This window comes from Cellulomonas sp. C5510, from assembly GCF_019797765.1.
Lineage (GTDB): Bacteria > Actinomycetota > Actinomycetes > Actinomycetales > Cellulomonadaceae > Cellulomonas.
On sequence record NZ_CP081862.1, the window covers coordinates 336,264 to 352,110 of the forward strand.

The 15,847-nt window shown below is 76.2% G+C and carries 16 protein-coding genes and 1 pseudogene; 13 read left to right on the plus strand and 4 right to left on the minus strand.

The features are described 5' to 3' along the window. Window position 1: 1 nt before the first annotated feature. Together K5O09_RS01505 and K5O09_RS01510 are read right to left on the minus strand one after the other, a co-directional pair. Window positions 2-1,276 carry an OFA family MFS transporter gene (locus K5O09_RS01505; protein ID WP_222171137.1) on the minus strand — a complete coding sequence of 425 codons (1,275 nt, stop codon included), beginning with the start codon at window positions 1,274-1,276 and terminating at the stop codon, window positions 2-4. An 83-nt stretch (window positions 1,277-1,359) separates the two neighbouring features. Then, entirely contained in the window at window positions 1,360-2,916 is a 1,557-nt protein-coding gene (locus K5O09_RS01510; protein WP_222171138.1) for an acyl CoA:acetate/3-ketoacid CoA transferase, read from the minus strand. A 243-nt stretch (window positions 2,917-3,159) separates the two neighbouring features. Between K5O09_RS01510 and K5O09_RS01515 the strand changes: the two genes are divergently transcribed. The 5 genes from K5O09_RS01515 to K5O09_RS01535 are packed head-to-tail and all read left to right on the plus strand — an operon-like array spanning window position 3,160 to window position 7,701. Further along, on the plus strand, window positions 3,160-4,302 hold the full coding sequence (locus K5O09_RS01515) for an acyl-CoA dehydrogenase family protein (protein ID WP_222171139.1): 1,143 nt from the start codon (window positions 3,160-3,162) through the stop codon (window positions 4,300-4,302). 45 nt (window positions 4,303-4,347) lie between these two features. Then, complete coding sequence (locus tag K5O09_RS01520; RefSeq protein ID WP_222171140.1) at window positions 4,348-5,124, plus strand: hypothetical protein; 777 nt, start codon at window positions 4,348-4,350, stop codon at window positions 5,122-5,124. Between the two features lie 35 nt (window positions 5,125-5,159). Then, window positions 5,160-6,101 (plus strand): electron transfer flavoprotein subunit alpha/FixB family protein, encoded by a 942-nt coding sequence (locus K5O09_RS01525; protein WP_222171141.1) that lies wholly within the window; start codon window positions 5,160-5,162, stop codon window positions 6,099-6,101. 5 nt (window positions 6,102-6,106) lie between these two features. After that, window positions 6,107-7,420 (plus strand): FAD-dependent oxidoreductase, encoded by a 1,314-nt coding sequence (locus K5O09_RS01530; protein ID WP_222171142.1) that lies wholly within the window; start codon window positions 6,107-6,109, stop codon window positions 7,418-7,420. Continuing rightward, window positions 7,417-7,701, plus strand: a complete 285-nt coding sequence (locus K5O09_RS01535) for a ferredoxin family protein (RefSeq protein ID WP_222171143.1) — start codon at window positions 7,417-7,419, stop codon at window positions 7,699-7,701. The genes K5O09_RS01530 and K5O09_RS01535 overlap by 4 nt, the downstream gene beginning before the upstream one ends. Window positions 7,702-7,761: 60 nt before the next feature. Here K5O09_RS01535 and K5O09_RS01540 read toward each other — a convergent pair whose 3' ends face one another. Together K5O09_RS01540 and K5O09_RS01545 are read right to left on the minus strand one after the other, a co-directional pair. Beyond that, window positions 7,762-8,655, minus strand: a complete 894-nt coding sequence (locus tag K5O09_RS01540; RefSeq protein ID WP_222171144.1) for a TetR/AcrR family transcriptional regulator — start codon at window positions 8,653-8,655, stop codon at window positions 7,762-7,764. A 306-nt stretch (window positions 8,656-8,961) separates the two neighbouring features. Continuing rightward, window positions 8,962-9,915, minus strand: coding sequence for an HAD family phosphatase (locus K5O09_RS01545; protein WP_255595972.1), 954 nt, complete (start codon window positions 9,913-9,915; stop codon window positions 8,962-8,964). 140 nt (window positions 9,916-10,055) lie between these two features. Between K5O09_RS01545 and K5O09_RS19030 the strand changes: the two genes are divergently transcribed. The 8 genes and pseudogenes from K5O09_RS19030 to K5O09_RS01580 form a co-directional block, all read left to right on the plus strand. After that, entirely contained in the window at window positions 10,056-10,886 is an 831-nt protein-coding gene (locus K5O09_RS19030; RefSeq protein ID WP_255595973.1) for a pilus assembly protein FlpE, read from the plus strand. Beyond that, entirely contained in the window at window positions 10,883-12,154 is a 1,272-nt protein-coding gene (locus tag K5O09_RS19035; protein ID WP_255595974.1) for a TadA family conjugal transfer-associated ATPase, read from the plus strand. The genes K5O09_RS19030 and K5O09_RS19035 overlap by 4 nt, the downstream gene beginning before the upstream one ends. Window positions 12,155-12,297: 143 nt before the next feature. Further along, the gene (locus K5O09_RS01555; RefSeq protein ID WP_255595975.1) at window positions 12,298-12,963 is read left to right on the plus strand and encodes a hypothetical protein; all 666 of its coding nucleotides are present in this window, start codon (window positions 12,298-12,300) and stop codon (window positions 12,961-12,963) included. Next, entirely contained in the window at window positions 12,960-13,493 is a 534-nt protein-coding gene (locus tag K5O09_RS01560) for a type II secretion system F family protein (protein ID WP_222171146.1), read from the plus strand. The genes K5O09_RS01555 and K5O09_RS01560 overlap by 4 nt, the downstream gene beginning before the upstream one ends. Before the next feature lie 395 nt (window positions 13,494-13,888). Next, complete coding sequence (locus K5O09_RS19495; RefSeq protein WP_222171147.1) at window positions 13,889-14,020, plus strand: DUF4244 domain-containing protein; 132 nt, start codon at window positions 13,889-13,891, stop codon at window positions 14,018-14,020. Window positions 14,021-14,169: 149 nt separating this feature from the next. After that, window positions 14,170-14,538, plus strand: coding sequence for a TadE family type IV pilus minor pilin (locus K5O09_RS01570; protein WP_222171148.1), 369 nt, complete (start codon window positions 14,170-14,172; stop codon window positions 14,536-14,538). Then, window positions 14,538-14,996: an Rv3654c family TadE-like protein gene (locus K5O09_RS01575; protein WP_222172514.1), complete on the plus strand. Its 459-nt coding sequence runs from the start codon at window positions 14,538-14,540 to the stop codon at window positions 14,994-14,996. The genes K5O09_RS01570 and K5O09_RS01575 overlap by 1 nt, the downstream gene beginning before the upstream one ends. A gap of 116 nt (window positions 14,997-15,112) precedes the next feature. Next, a pseudogene (locus tag K5O09_RS01580) lies at window positions 15,113-15,328 on the plus strand (MerR family DNA-binding transcriptional regulator); the annotation flags it as partial. Between the last annotated feature and the right edge of the window lie 519 nt (window positions 15,329-15,847).

The window sequence follows — 15,847 nt, forward strand, 5'->3', positions numbered from 1 at the left end:
GTCAGCGGGCCACGGCGGGGGCGGGTGCCGGGGCCGGCGAGGCCGCGGACATCCGCTCGAGGTGGGCGCGCTGGATGCGGCGGAACAGGGTGGCCAGGCCGGCGCCGACGACGGCGAGCACGATGGCGATGACGAACGGGACGGTGAAGTCGCCGTCACGCTCGGCCGCCATGCCCGACGCCAGGCGCGGCGCGAAGAACGCCGACACCGAGTAGGCGACGAACACCATCGCGTAGTTCACGCCCTGGTACCGCGGGCCGAAGTTGGTCATCGTCAGTGCCGGGAAGACGCCCATGACACCACCGAAGCACAGACCCAGGCCGATGATGCCGATCGCGAAGCCGACGGTCGAGCCGACGGTGACGAGGACCAGCAGGCAGAGCGCGACGACGCCGTAGATGATCGTCAGCGCCGTGGTGTAGCCCAGGCGGTCGGAGACGGCGCCCCACACCACGCGGCCGAGTGCGTTGCAGGCGGAGTACACCGACACGAACACGGCGGCGGTCGCCGCGGTGAGGCCGAACATGTTCTGGCCGATCGGCGACGCGTTGGAGGCGATCATGAGGCCCGAGAACGCGCCGAACGCCATCATGACGAAGATCGCCCAGAACGCCGGCGTGGCCAGGGTGCGCTTCCAGGTCACGGCGAGCGCCGGGCGCCCGGCCGGCGGGGTCCAGCCGGCGGGTGCGTACCCGACCGGCGCGGCCCGCAGGAAGAACGAGGCCACGACGACGACCACCGCGTAGACCGAGCCCATCCACACGAACGCGGAGCGCACGCCCGGGCCGGCGATGATCGCGTTGGCGACGGGCGCCGCGATCACGGACGCCGCCCCCATGCCGCCGGTGATGAGGCCGGCCGCCATGCCGCGGCGGTCCGGGAACAGCTTCATCGTGTTGCCGAGGCAGCCGGAGTACGCCAGGCCCTGCCCGAGGCCGGCGAGCACGCCGTACGACAGGTACAGGGCGGTGAGCGAGGTGGCCGCGCCGGTCAGCGCGAAACCGGCCGCGAACATGAGGCCGCCGACCAGCACGAGCCAGCGGGTCCAGCCGCGGTCGGTGAGGATGCCGCCCACGATCATCGGGATCGGGCCGACCGCCGCGTTGATGGTGAAGGCCATCATCACCTGCGGCATGGTCCAGCCGTGCGTCGCGCTGAGCGGGCCGGCGAGCACGGAGAACGCGTAGATGGCGCCGGTGCACATGAGCACGGCGACGGAGGACCAGAGCACGGCCCAGCGGTTGATGGTGGGGGGCGACGACGTCGTCGAGGTCATGGGGGGTGTGCCTTTCCGGCGAGTGCGGTTGACGCGGGAGAGGTGGTGCGGGTGGTGCGGGGGCGTGGTGCCCCGGGGCGGGGTCAGCCGACGATGTCGGCCAGCCCGCCCCACTTCTCGGAGAACAGGCCGGCGGGCATCGTCCGCAGGTCCTCGGCGACGTCGGGGACGAAGTCCATCTGGTCGAGCACGTCGCGCTGCAGGTCGATCCCGGGGGCGACCTCGGTGACCGTCATGCGGCCGTCGCGCAGCTCGAGCACGGCACGTTCGGTCACGTAGAGCACGCGCTGGCCGGCCTTCGTGGCGACCGCCCCGGAGAACGTGATCTGCTCGACGTCGGCCAGGAACTTGCGGGCACGGCCCTCGGTGACGATCCGCAGGGTGCCGTCCACGACCTCGGTCTCGAGGCCGCCGGCGGTGAACGTGCCGGCGAACACCAGGGTGCGGGCGGACTGGGAGATGTTGATGAACCCGCCGCAGCCCGCGACGCGGCTGCCGAACTTCGACACGTTGACGTTGCCGTGGGCGTCGGTCTGCGCGAGGCCGAGCACCGCGACGTCGAGGCCGCCGCCGTCGTAGAAGTCGAACTGCGCGTGGTGGTCGACGAGCGCCTCGGGGTTCCAGGAGTGGCCGAAGTCCTTCAGGCCCGCGGGCACGCCGCCGACGGCACCGGCCTCGGTGGTCCCCAGGATCAGGTCGCTGACGCCCTCCTCCGCGGTGACCGAGCCGACGTCGCAGGGGATGCCGACGCCGAGGTTGAGCACGGCGCCCCGGCGCAGCTCCATGGCCGCGCGGCGCGCGATGACCTTGCGCTCGCCCAGGGGGATCGAGGCGACGCTCGACAGCGGCACGCGCAGCTGGCCGGAGAACGACGGGTTGTAGTGCGTGTTCTCGGTCTGGAAGTGGTTCTCCGGCTCCGAGACGACGATGTAGTCGACCAGCAGGCCGGGGACCTTGACGTCGTTGGGGTCGAGCGAGCCGGCCTCGGCCACGGACTCGACCTGCGCGATGACGATGCCGCCCGAGTTGTGCACGGCCTGCGCGATGGGCAGGACCTCCATCTTGAGGCCCTCCTTGCTCATCGTGAGGTTGCCGTGGGTGTCCGCGACGGTGCCGCGGACCAGACCGACCTGGATCGGGAACGAGGGGTAGAACAGCCACTCCTCGCCGGCGAGCTCGATCACCTGGACGTAGTCCTCGGTGGTGCAGGCGGACATCCGCGCGCCCTCGACCCGCGGGTCGACGAACGTGCCGAGCCCGACCTTGGTGACGACGCCGGGCCGGTGCGCGGCGATCTCCCGGTAGAGCTGCGTGATGACGCCCTGCGGCAGGTTGTAGGCCTCCACGGCGTCCTCGGAGATGAGCTGCGCGAACGCGGGGGAGGCGATCGCGATGCCGCCCATCCAGCGCTTCACCAGGCCGCGGTGGCCCCAGTGGCTCATGCCCTTGTCGCGGCGGTTGCCGACCGCGCTGGCGTGCACGACGTGCAGGGCGCTCGGCGCCCCGGTCGCGAGGAAGCGCCGCTCGACCGCGGCCATCGTCTCCTCGTTCACGCACGACAGGCCGAAGCCGGACAGGGCCACGGTGGCGCCGTCCGGGATCAGGGCGGCGGCTTCCTCGGCAGTGATGATCTGGGCCACGGGCGGACTCCTTCGTCGGCAGGACGCTGCACCGCCGACTATTTCGGACCGGGGCAGTCGGTAATTGGGACCATCGTCCCCGAGGTCGTCGGACAATTTCGGACTGCCGGAGTCGGTAATTGGGACGATGGTCCCCGCACGGCGCGCGACGCCCGGCCCACGATGGATCCAGCGCGGGCCGCGAGCCCGCCCATCCCCGGACGCGACGACGCGCCGGCGCCACCACCAGGAGGGTGCAGCACCATGGACTTCGGCCTGACGGACGAGCAGGAGCTCCTGCTCTCGAGCCTCGACGACCTGCTCGAGCGCGAGTGCCCCGAGTCGTACATCGCGGAGCTCGACGCGACGCACACACCGCCGACGTCGTTCCGCAAGGCCCTGCACGAGGCCGGCTTCGCCTCGCTGGGCTTCCCCGAGGAGTACGGCGGCACGCCGGTCGACGCCACCACGCTCGTGCTGCTCGCGGCGCGCGTCGCCCGCCAGGGCCTCAACAACGGCTACGGCCTCGAGCTCCTCCAGGCCATGGACATCCTCGAGTTCGGCAACGAGGAGCAGAAGCAGGAGATCCTCGGCCTGCTCGCCGACGGCGACGTGCCGTTCGCGCTCGGGTTCACCGAGCCCGGCGCCGGCTCGGACAACGCCGCGATGGCGACCACCGCCGTCCACCACGACGGCATGGTGACCTTCAACGGCACCAAGACCCTCATCACCAACGCCCTGCAGTCCAAGTACCTGCTGCTCATGGCGAAGGACCCGTCGGTCGCCGACCCGCGCGCCGCCATCTCGATGTACCTGGTGCCGATGGACGCCCCGGGCGTCTCGACCAACCGCCTCGAGAAGATCGTCTGGCACATCTCCGACTCCTGCGAGATCTTCCTCGACGACGTCACGCTGCCCGAGTCCTGCCTGGTCGGCGTCAAGGGCGCCGGCTTCAAGCAGCTCATGCGCAACTTCGAGATGGAGCGCCTCGTCATCGCCTCGCAGTGCTGGGGCCTGGCGGAGTGCGCGTTCGAGGACGCCGCCACCTACGCCGCCCAGCGCGTGCAGTTCGGCAAGCCGATCGGCCAGTTCCAGCTCATCCAGCAGAAGCTGACCGACATGGCGATCAAGATCGAGAACATGCGGAACTTCGTCCTGAAGACCGCGTGGATGCTCGACCAGGACGTGCCGCTCAAGAGCCAGGGCGCGCTGTGCAAGCGCTACTGCGCGATGGCCGCGTTCGAGGTCGCCGACGAGGCGATGCAGATCTTCGGCGGCGTCGGCGTCACCGTCGGCACCCGCGTCTCGCGCCTGTGGCGGGACATCCGCGGCCACCGGTTCGGCGGCGGCACCGACGAGATCATGGTCCACATCGCCGGCCGGCAGATCGTCAAGGACCACAGCTGAGCACCCGCTGACCCCACCGACCACCGCCTGCCGGAGGAGAACCCCATGAAGATCGTCGTCGCCTACAAGTGGGCGCCGAACCCCCAGGACGCCGAGGTGCGCCCGGACGGCACCGTCGACTGGAGCCGCGCCAAGGGCGCCGTGAGCGAGCACGACCCCGTCGCGTTCGAGGTCGCGCGCCGCCTCGCGGACGCCACCGGCGGCGAGGTCGTCGCGCTGTCCGTCGGCCCGGCGTCGTCCGACACCCCGCTGGCCCGCAAGGCCGCCCTGTCCCGCGGGCCGGAGCGCCTGGTGCTGGTCGCCGACGACGCCCTCGCCGGCGCCGGCAGCACCGCCACCGCCGCGGTGCTGGCCGCCGCGGTGCGCGCCATCGGGGACGTCGACGTCGTCGTCACCGGCCCGGAGTCCGTCGACAACGGCGACCGCCAGGTCCCGATGACGCTGGCCGGCCACCTCGGCTGGCCGGGCCTCGGCGACGTCGGCGACGTGCAGGCCGCCGACGGCGGGCTCGTCGTCGAGCGCGCCACCGACCGCGGCGTGCAGGTGCTCGACGTCACCGGCCCGGCCGTGCTGGCCGTCGCCGCCGACGCCGTCGTGCCGCGCGTCCCCGGGATGAAGGACATCCTCGGGGCCGCCAAGAAGCCGACCGACGTGCTCGCGCTCGCCGACCTCGACGTGCCCGCCCCGGTCGCCGTGACCGAGGTCGTCGGCTCCTCCCGGCCGGCGCCCAGCGCCCGCGGCCGGAACGTCATCACCACCGCCGACCCGGCTGCCGCGGCCGCCGAGCTGGTCGACGCGCTGCGCGCCGCCGGCGCGCTGTGACCGCCGGACGCTTGCAGCCAGAAGGAGCAGAGACGATGAACGAGAGCACGCAGGACGTCCTGGTGCTGGTGGACGGCGACGCGGCGGTCGCGGGCCCTGTCGCGGTGGCCCGCGCCGCCGTGTCGCAGACCCCGGGCGCCACGGTCACCGCCGTGGTGGTCGGTGCGCGGCCGGTGGCCGACGCGGTCGCCGCGTCCGGCGTCGACCGGGTGCTGTGGCTGGGCGACGCCGAGGGCGCGCCCGCCGAGGCCTGGGCCGGCGCGGTCGCCGACGCGGTCGCGCAGGCCGCGCCGCGGCTGGTCGTGGCCCCGGCCCGTGACGGCGGGCGCGCGCTCGCCGGCGCGGTCGCCGCGCGCTGCGGGGCGCCGGTCCTCACCGGGGTCACCGAGGTGACGCTGGAGGACGGCGCGGTCGTCGTGCAGCGTGACGTGCACGGCGGCATCGCGGTGCGCACCGAGCGCGTCACGGGCGGCCCGGCCGTCCTGACCGTCGCGCCCGGCGGGTCCTCCGAGCCGGTCGCGCCCGTCGCCGTCGAGGAGGCCGGTGCTGCCCCGTCGACCGCCGTGCGGGTCCGCGAGGAGCGCGCCTCCGGGCGTGAGGCCGTCGACCTGGGCGGCGCCCGCGTGGTCGTCGGCATCGGCCGCGGCCTCAAGGCCCGCGAGGACCTGGCGATCGTGGAGCGGCTCGCCGCGGCGCTCGGGGGCGAGGTCGCGTGCTCGCGGCCGCTCGCCGAGGGCCACGACTGGCTGACGAAGGACCGCTACATCGGCATCTCCGGGCAGCACGTCGCCCCCGACCTGTACGTGGCCGCGGGCATCTCCGGCCAGGTGCAGCACATGGTCGGCGTCGCCGGGGCCAAGGTCGTCGTCGCGATCAACTCCGACCCGGACGCCCCGGTGTTCGCCCAGTGCGACCACGGCGTCGTCGGCGACCTCTACGCCGTCCTGCCCGCGCTCGCCGCGGCGCTGGAGGCCTGAGCACCATGGCCGACGAGCCCGACTTCGACGTCGTGGTGGTGGGGGCCGGCCCGGCCGGCTCCGTCACCGCGCACCAGCTGGCGTCCGAGGGGCTGTCCGTCGCGCTCATCGAGCGCGGCGAGGCGCCCGGGGCCAAGAACCTGTCCGGCGGCGTGCTCTACGGACGCGTCCTCGACCAGGTGTTCCCCGGGTTCGCCGACCAGGCCCCCGTGGAGCGCCGGATCACCCGGCACGTCACGACGTTCCTCACCCCGGACTCCGCGGTGTCGCTCGACTACTCGTCGCAGCGGCTGTCCGAGCCCGTGAACGCCGTCACCGTGCTCCGCGCGAAGTTCGACCCGTGGCTCGCCGAGCGGGCCGAGGAGGCCGGGGCGTACGTCATGCCCGGCGTCCGGGTCGACGAGCTGCTGACCGAGCCCGGCACCGGGCCCGGCGGCAAGCGCGTCGTCGGCGTCCGCGCCGGCGAGGACGAGCTGCGCGCTCGCGTCGTCGTCGCGGCGGACGGGGTCAACTCGTTCCTCGCCCGCGAGGCCGGCCTGCGGGACAAGGAGCCGCTGAACCACCTCGCGGTCGGCGTCAAGGCGGTCGTCCGGCTGCCGCGCACCGTCATCGAGGACCGGTTCGGCCTCACCGGCGACGAGGGCGCCGCCCACGCGCTGGTCGGCGACTGCACCCGCGGCGTCGGCGGCGGGGCGTTCCTCTACACGAACGCCGAGTCGCTGTCCGTCGGCGTCGTGCTGCGGCTCGACGACCTCGTGGCGTCCGGCCACACGGCCGCGGGCATCTTCGAGCACCTCATGGAGCACCCCGGCCTCGCGCCCTACCTGCGGGACGGGGAGATCGTCGAGTACGGCTCCCACTTGGTGGCCGAGGGCGGGCTCGACATGCTCGGCACCCTCGCGGCCGACGGCCTCGTCGTCGTCGGCGACGCCGCGGGGCTGACGATCAACTCCGGGCTCACGGTCCGCGGCATGGACCTGGCCATCGGCTCCGGCATCGCCGCGGGCGCGGCGGTCGCCGAGGCGATCCGGTCCGGTGACGTCAGCGCCGGGGGGCTGGCCGGCTACCGGCGGCGTCTCGACGAGGGCTTCGTCGGCAAGGACCTGCGGACGTACGCGAAGGCGCCGAAGTTCCTCGAGCGCCCCCGCATGTACGGGGCGTACGGCGAGCTCGCCGCCGACCTGTTCCACGACGTGTTCAGCCTCGACACCACGCCGCGCAAGCACCTCGCGGCTGTCGCCCGGACCGCTCTCGGGCGCTCCGGGATCGGGCTCAAGGCGGTGCTCAGCGACGGATGGGCGGGGGTGCGTGCCCTGTGAAGGCGCAGACGATCCCGGAGCGGCTCGGAGCCAACCGGTACGAGGTCGACGAGGAGGAGTCCCACATCGTCGTCGACCAGGAGCTCTGCCGGACCACCGGCACGGGCAAGCGGATCATCGCGGTGTGCCCCGCCGGGGTGTACTCCGAGCGGGACGGGCAGATCGACGTCGAGTACGCCGCCTGCCTGGAGTGCGGCACCTGCCTGGCGGTCGCGGCCCCCGGCGCCCTCACGTGGCGCTACCCGCGCGGTGGGTTCGGGGTGTCCTTCCGGGAGGGCTGACGGTCCGCCGCCCTCCGGGGCGGCGGCAGGGGTGCCGCCCCGGCGGGCGGCACCCGTCGATCACGCAGCGGGCGCGGGTCCTGGTCCAGGGCCCGCGCCCGCTGCTGCGAGCTGCAGGTCCACCATGCGCTCCAGGTACGCGGGCAGCGTCGACCGGACCCTGTCGATGAGGTGCGGCGGCGTGACCAGCACGTGCATGAGCACGGACCCCTCGATGGCGTCCAGCAGGTGCACCACGGAGGTGCCCGCGGGCAGCTCGCCGTCCTCGATGGCCTGCTCGACGCGCTGCCGCTCGCTCAGCACGAACCGGGTGATCGCCTCGTGACGCACCTCCGCGAGCGGCACCGGGAACGCGCGCGCCTCGACGTAGAGGCGCAGCATCGCCAGGCCGTCCTTGCCGAGGTACAGGTCCGCGCGGCGCTGGGCGTGGGCGACGAGGTAGTCGCGCAGGGAGCCCGGGACGGCGTCGGGCGCGGCGGCACCGGGGGACGTCGTCGCGGGGGACGTGGCGGCCCGGTCGTCGGGTGCCGCGGCGGTAGCCGGGTCGGGGGTCGCGCCGGGCGCGGGGGCGGCGTGGCCCGCCGGGGGGTGCGCGAGGGGCCCGGCGTCGGGGGCGGCCGGGCCGGCTGCCGGCGTCGGCGTGGTCGCGGTGGGCGTCGTCGCCGGCTGCGTGCCGGGCGCGCCGGCCGGGCCGGCGGCGGCCGGGCCGTCGGCGCCCGAGGCGTGCGGGGTGTCCTGCACCTGACGGAGCGCGTCAGCGAGCAGAGCGGTCTTGTTCGGCCACCGGAGGTAGAGCGAGGACTTGCCCACGCGTGCCCGCGCCGCGACCTCGGCGATCGACAGCCCGGTCCAGCCCTTCTCCGCGAACACGTCGAGCACGGCAGCGAGTGCGCGCTGCTCGAGGTCGGGCGACCGGGGACGGCCCGGTGGGCGCTGGTCGTCCTGGTCGGTCACCCCAGGAGGGTAGTCCTCCCGTGACGCCGGATGGCGCGGGTGCCCACGTGCTCGACCGGGGCCGGACCGGACAACGGCGCCCCGGAGGACGCCGTTGCCGAACGAGCGACCGCGAGGGGTATCAGGCGTGCAGGGTGTCAGTCGAGGCGGGTCCAGCCCGTTCGACGCGTCCTATGCGTGGACGGATCGCGCGTGGGTTCCCTCGGGTCGTTCAGTTGTGGTGCTATCACACCGCACGGTGCGCGCCGGGGGAAGCCCTCGCGGCGAAGTCCCAGGTCGGACGTGCGTGCCGCCCGCATGGCGAGATCAGGGTCCGGGAGCCGGACGTCGGGCGCGCCGGAGGAGGCACCGCCCCGCCAGGACGGCGACGACGAGGGCGCCGGCCAGCAGGAGGCCCGCGAGCTCCGCCCGAGGGCCCGCGGCACCCGTGAGCTGGCGCAGCGCGACCGGCCGGCGGCGGACCCGCACCGGCGCGTGCCGCCGGAAGCGCAGTGGCGTCCACCCCTCGGCGGCGGCGAGCCGTCGCAGGGCCCGGTCGGGGTTCACCACGTAGCCGTGACCCACGGCCGCGAGCATCGGCGCATCGGTCGCCGAGTCCGTGTAGGCGGACGACCGCGCGAGGTCGTACCCACGGCGGGCCGCCAGGTCGCGCATCGCGTCGGCCTTCGCCGCCCCGTAGGCGTAGAAGGCGATCTCGCCGGTGTACCGCCCGTCGCGCACGCCCATCCGGCTGGCGATGACCTCGTCGGCCCCCACGAGCGCGGCGACGGGCCGCACCAGCTCCTGGCTCGAGGCCGACACGACCACGACGTCGTGGCCCGCCGCGTGGTGCTGCTCGATCAGCTCCAGTGCCTCGGCGTAGAGCACCGGGTCGATCGCGTCGTGCACGGACGCGGCCACGATCGCGGACACCTGGTCCACGTCCCAGCCGGTCACCATCGCCGACAGCTGCGCGCGGACCTTCTCCGTGCGGCCCTCCGTGGCGCTGCCCAGCAGGAACGCGATCTGCGCGCCGGCGGACCGGAGCATCGCGCCGCGGCTGAGCAGCCCACCGGCCAGGAAGGGCCGGGCGAACGCGGTGGCCGCGGACGTCGCGATGATCGTCTTGTCGAGGTCGAAGAACGCGGCGGGACGCAGGCCCGGGGTGGCGGCGTCCTCCGTCGTGCGGTCGGGGTGCCCGTCCGCCGGCGGCGTGTCGCCCGACGGGACGCCGCCCGGCGCGGGGGCATCGGGTGCCGGTGCGGCGTGGTTCTCGCTCATCCGGTGGGCCTCCTCGCCCGAGCCTAACCAGGCGCCGGGTCCTCCACAGGTTCGCGAGCGCTGCGTCGTCCCCAGCATGCCGGTCCGACGCCGCCGGGCTGCGCCACCCCGGAGGCACCCTGGCCCGGAGGAGGTGGCAGGTGACGGTCGTGCAGGAGCGCGGGCCACGCGAGGCGCCGCCCGGCGGGCGCGGCGGGGCGCCGTGGCGCAGGCAGGGCGAGGCGGTGCCGGGCGGCCGCGCCGGGCCGCTCCCGGACGGGCGGACCGGGGCCGGTGTGGTCGGCGTGATCGGGGCCCGGGGCGGTGCCGGGGCCACCGTGCTCGCCGCGACCCTCGCGCGGCACCTGGCCCGCCGTGCACCGGCCGTCCTGGTCCAGGCCGGCCCGGGGCCGTCGGTCGACACGGTGCTTGGCCTCGAGGCCGCCCCCGGGCTGCGGTGGTCGGACCTCGCCGGTGCCCGCGGGGCCGTCGACCCGGTACCGCTCGCCGGGGGCCTGGTCCGGTGGGGCCGGTGCGCCGTGCTGGCCACGGACGACGCGCGCCCCGGCCCGCCGGCGCCCGGTGTGCTGCCCGACGTCCTCGACGCCCTCACGCGCGCGTTCCCCTCGGTGGTGCTCGACCTCGACCGGTCGGCGCTCCTCGGGGCGGGACCGGGCGGCGAGCCGGCCGGTGCCCTCGACGCGTGCGACCGCGTGCTGCTCGCCGTCCCCCGCGACGTGCCCGGCGTCGCCGGGGCCCGTCTCCTGCACCTGGTGCTCCGGGACCGCGTCCCGCGCAGCGGGATCGTCGCGTGCGGCCGGGCCCCGGGAGGTCTCGGCACCACCGAGCTCGCCGAGGCCGTCGGGCTGCCGCTGGTCGGGACGCTGCCGCAGGTCAGGAGGCTGGCCGCGGCGGTCGACCACGGTGCGGGGCCGGCGCTCACCCGGTCCGCGGCACGGGCCGTCGCCCGGATCGCGGCGCGGCTCCCGTGACCGGACGAGCGGCGCCCGCAGCCGTCGACCTGACCGGCCTGGTGGCCGCCGTCCGGCGACGGCTCGCCGAGACCGGCGACCCGGTGGATCCCGCCGCGGTGGACTCCGCGCTGCGGGACTGCGGGCGCGTCCTCGGCAGCGCCGCGCTCGCGGAGCTGGGACCCGTGGTGCGCGCCGAGATCCTCGGGGCCGGCGCCCTGCAGCCGCTGCTCGACGACCCCGACGTGACCGACGTGCTCGTCAACGGACCGGAGCAGGTCTGGGTCGAGCGCCGGGGGCGTCTGGTGCGCGTCCCGGTCTCGCTGGGCGACCCCGGCCGGGTGCGGGAGCTCGCCGTGCGACTCGCCGCGGCGGGCGGGCAGCGCCTCGACGACGCGCGCCCCGCCGTCGACGCGCGGCTGGCCGACGGGACACGGCTCCACGCGGTGCTGCCCCCGGTCGCGGACGGCTGCACGCTGCTGTCCCTGCGCACCGTGCGGCACCGGGCGTTCAGCCTCCCGGAGCTGGTCGCGTCCGGGACGGTGGCCGCACCGGTGGGCGAGCTGCTGCACCGCCTGGTGCGGGTGCGCGCCAACCTGCTCGTGTCGGGCGCGACGGGAACCGGCAAGACGACGCTGCTGTCGACCCTGCTCTCGCTGGCGGACCACGGCGAGCGGATCGTGTGCGTCGAGGAGGCCGGCGAGCTCGCACCGCGCCACCCGCACGTGGTCCGTCTGCTCGCCCGCCGTCCGAACGTCGAGCACGCCGGAGGCGTCGACCTCGCCGACCTCGTCCGTGAGTCGCTGCGCATGCGACCGGACCGTGTGGTGCTGGGGGAGTGCCGGGGCGCCGAGATCCGCGAGGTGCTCAGCGCCCTCAACACCGGGCACGACGGTGGCTGCACCACCGTGCACGCCAACACGGCGGCGGACGTGCCCGCCCGGCTCGAGGCGCTCGGTGCGTCCGCCGGGCTGGGGCGCGCCGCCCTCGCCGCCCAGGCCGTCAGCGCCTTCCACGCCGTGGTGCACCTGCGCCGCGACGCGGGCCGGCGCCGGGTCGCGGAGGTCGGGGTCGTCGAGCGGGAGGGCTCCGAGGGGTTGGTGGTGCGGACCGCGGTCCTCGTCGACCCGGACGGGACCGTCCGCACCGGCCCCGGGTGGGAGGCGCTCGCGGCGCGCGTGGCCGCCCGGTGGTGGTCGCCGGGGCCGGGCGGGGCGGAGCCGCCGACGCCCCCTCCGGTGCACGCCCGTCCCGAGGACGCCCTGCGTGCGCGCCGGGGGCCGTCGTGATGACGCGGGCCGCGGTGCCCGTCGTCCTGGTGGTCCTCGCGGTGCTCCTCGCGACGACCCCGGCGGGGCGGACGCGCCGCCGTCTGCGGCCTCGTGCGGGGGCGGTCCCCCGGCGGCCGGACCGACGTTCGGCGCGGTGGCGGGTGCGCGGGACCGGTGACCGCGACCCGTCGGAGGTGCTGGCCGCGACGGTCGTCGCGGTCGCCGCGGAGCTGCGTGCCGGGCGCTCCCCGGCCGACGCGTGGCGCGTGGGCGCGCACGTCCCCGTCGCGTCGGACGGGGTCCCGGCGCAGTGGGACCTCCTGGCCGCTGTCGGGGCACCGGGGGCGGGCGGCGTCCGGGCCATCACCCCGCCGCGAGGGCCCGGCCCGCCGGGAACGACCCGCCCGGGCAGTGCGCGGCTGCCGCGAGGACGTCCGCTCCCGGCGGCGCGGCGCCGGGAGCTCCTGCGCCGGGTCCACGCGCTCCGGGCCGCCACCCGGCTCGCGGGCGAGCTCGGCGCGCCGCTCGCGGGGGTCCTCGAGGAGTGCGCCCGGTCGATGCAGGCGGACGCGGACGCCGAGACCGAGGTCCGGGGGGCGCTCGCCGGACCGCAGCACACCGCCCGGCTGCTGACGTGGCTCCCGGCGCTCGGCCTGCTGACCGGGGTCCTGCTCGGCGCCCGACCGCACGCCGTGCTGCTCGACGGTGGTGCCGGCTCGCTCGCGGCCGGGGCGGGGGTGCTCCTCACGCTCGTGGGGCGGGCGTGGGTGGCCCGGACCGTCGCGGCTGCGCGGGAGCCCGGCACCGGTGCCGAGGGAGCGCGGTGACCGAGGTCCTGCTCGCCTCACTGGTCACGGCGGCGTGGCTGCTGGCACGACCGGGCGCACGGCGCGTCTCCGCGGCCCGCGCGAGCGACCCGGTGACCGTCGAGGTCGAGGTGGACCTCGCGACGACGGTGGACCTCGTCGCGGTCGCCGTCGGGGCCGGTGCCAGCGTCCCGCACGCGCTCCGCTCCGTGGGGGCGGCGCTCGGCGGCCGGCGCGGGGACGACCTCGCGCGTGCCGGTGCGGCCATCCTCCTGGGTGCGGCGTGGTCGACGGCCTGGGCGCACGCCCCGGTCCTCGGGGCGGCACTGGACGGGCTCGGCGCGGCGTGGGCCGGCGGGACCGCCCCCGGACCGGCGCTGCGGACGGCCGCGGACGAGCTGCGCCGTCGACGCGCGCGGGCGGCGCACGAGGCGGCGGGACGTCTCGGGGTGCGGCTCGTGCTGCCGCTCGGGCTGTGCTTCCTCCCGGCCTTCGTGCTCCTGGGGCTGGTCCCGGTGCTGGCGTCCTTCCTGTCACGGCTGCTCGGTTGAGGCGGCGACGGCGTCCCGTCGTCGGCCGCCGCGGGCGGGGCGTGAGTCCTCCACAGGTGGCGGGGGATCCGGCGGTCCCCAGGGCGGGCGCGAGGGGCGGGCGGGGACGCGGGAGCGCGGACCAGAGTCGTGAGCACCCCCGCGGGCACCGGGCCGGCGGGGAGGACGGGAGGTGCGACATGGTGCAGGACGGCGGGGGTTCCGGGTCGGGGGCGGTGGACCCGGCAGGCGTGACGGACGGTCCGGAACGGGGCGCCGTGCACGGGCGACGGTGGGGACGGCGTCGACCGGGGGACCGTCGACCGGGGGACCGTCGACCGGAGGACCAGGGGCCGGGCCGCACGGCACGGGTCCTCGCTCGGCTGCGGCCGGACGGTCGCCCCGTCGACGCCGGGATGGCCACGGCCGAGTACGCGGTCGTGATGATCGCCGCGGTGGGGTTCGCCGGTCTGCTGGTGCTCATCCTCAGCAGCGCCGAGGTGCGGGAGGCGCTGCTCTCGCTCGTGCGCGACGCGCTGTCGGTGTGACCGTGCTCCGGCTCCGGCTCCGGCTCCGGCTCGTGACGAGGACGTGCCGGCGGTGGGTGGTCGCGGGCGCGGCCGGCCCGTCGGGGCATCCCGGTGGCCGGCGCGTCCCCGGTGGCCGGGGCGTCCCCGGCGGCCCGCCTGTCCCCGACGTGTCCGTCCCCGGGGGCCCGGCGAGGCGGGCCCTTGCCGACCGCGGGTCCGTCACGGCGGAGTTCGCGGTCCTGCTGCCCGTCGTGGTGCTGCTGCTCGGCGGAGTGGTCGCCGTGACGTCCACGGCCGCCACGCACCTCCGGTGCGCCGACGCCGCCCGCGCGGGCGCACGGGCCGCGGCGCTCGGCGAGCCGGACGGGGAGGTCGCGGTCGTGGCCCGACGCGTCGCGGGGTCGGGCGCCGCGGTCGCCGTCCGGCGCGACGGCGGGTGGGTCGAGGTGGTCGTCGAGTCGGGGGTCGGACCGTCGCTGCCGCTCGTCGGGGGGATGACGGTACGAGGGACCGCGACCTCGAGGGCCGAGCCGTGATGGGCCCGGGCGCGACGGTCCGGGGAACGGCGCCCCCCGTGGTCGGCGCGGCGGTGCTCCTCGGTGGCCGGCGCGGGGAGCCGCGGGGCGCTCGGTGCGCGGGCCGCCCGCCTGCCCGTGGGCCTGCTCGCGAGCGCGGGTCGGCGTCGGTGCTCGTCCTCGCCCTCGTGGCCGTCACGGTGGCGCTCGCGACCCTGCTCGGTCTGCTGGCGTCCGCGCACGCGGCGCGCGGACGTGCGCAGGCCGCGGCCGATCTCGCCGCGCTCGCGGGCGCGCAGCGTGCCCTGGTGGCCGGTGATGCGTGCGGGCTCGCGCGCGAGGTGGCCACGCGGAACGGGGCCGGCCTCGACCGGTGCCGTGAGCTCCCCGGGGCGGTGGTCGAGGTCGCAGCCAGCGTGCCCGGGGTCTGGGGCGTGGCCTCCGCCGCGGCGCGCGCCGGACCGCGGGCCGCGACCTGACGGGCCCTCACCGGGCGGTGCCGGACCGGTCCGGACCCGGACGGGACCCTCGTCGCGGACCCGGCGGACACGCGGCCCTGGACCCTGCCACGGTGTCAGGGTGTGGAGTCGTGGACATGACCCGACCCGAGCCCCGGCTGTTCAGCATCGGGGAGTTCTCCCGGCTGGCGCGCATCAGCGTGCGGATGCTCCGGCACTACGACGACCACGGCCTGCTCGTCCCGGCCTCCGTCGACCCGTTCACCGGGTACCGCCGGTACGCACCGGACCAGCTGCGCACCGCGGCACGCATCTGCGCGCTCCGGGACGCGGGGCTCCCGGTCGCGCAGATCGCCCGGCTCCTGCCGGTGCACGACCAGCCCGACGTCGTGCGGCAGGTGCTCGGCGAGCACCGGGACCGGCTGCTGGCGGACGCCGAGGACGTCCGCCGGCGGATCACCCGGGTCGACCACCTCCTCGCCACCCTGAAGGAGAGCGCCATGTCCATCGACGTCCGACGCACCACCGTCCCCGCCGCCACGGTCGCGGCCCTGCGGGACGTGATCCCCACCTACGCCGACGAGGGCCGGCTCTGGGAGCGCCTCATGCCCGCCCTCGGCGCGTCCGGCGCCGTCCCCGCCCCGGACGGAGCCGTGGGCGCCACGTTCCACGACGAGGGCTTCCAGGAGCACGACGTCGACGTCGAGATCTGGGTGGAGGTCGCGGCGCCCTTCACCGGCGCGGACGGCGTCCGCTGCGTGGACCTGCCCGCGCGCGACGTGGTCGCGGCGACGTTCACGGCCCCTACGACCAGGTCACCGCGGTCACGACCGCGCTCGGGGACTGGATCGCGGAGCACGACCTCGAGCTCG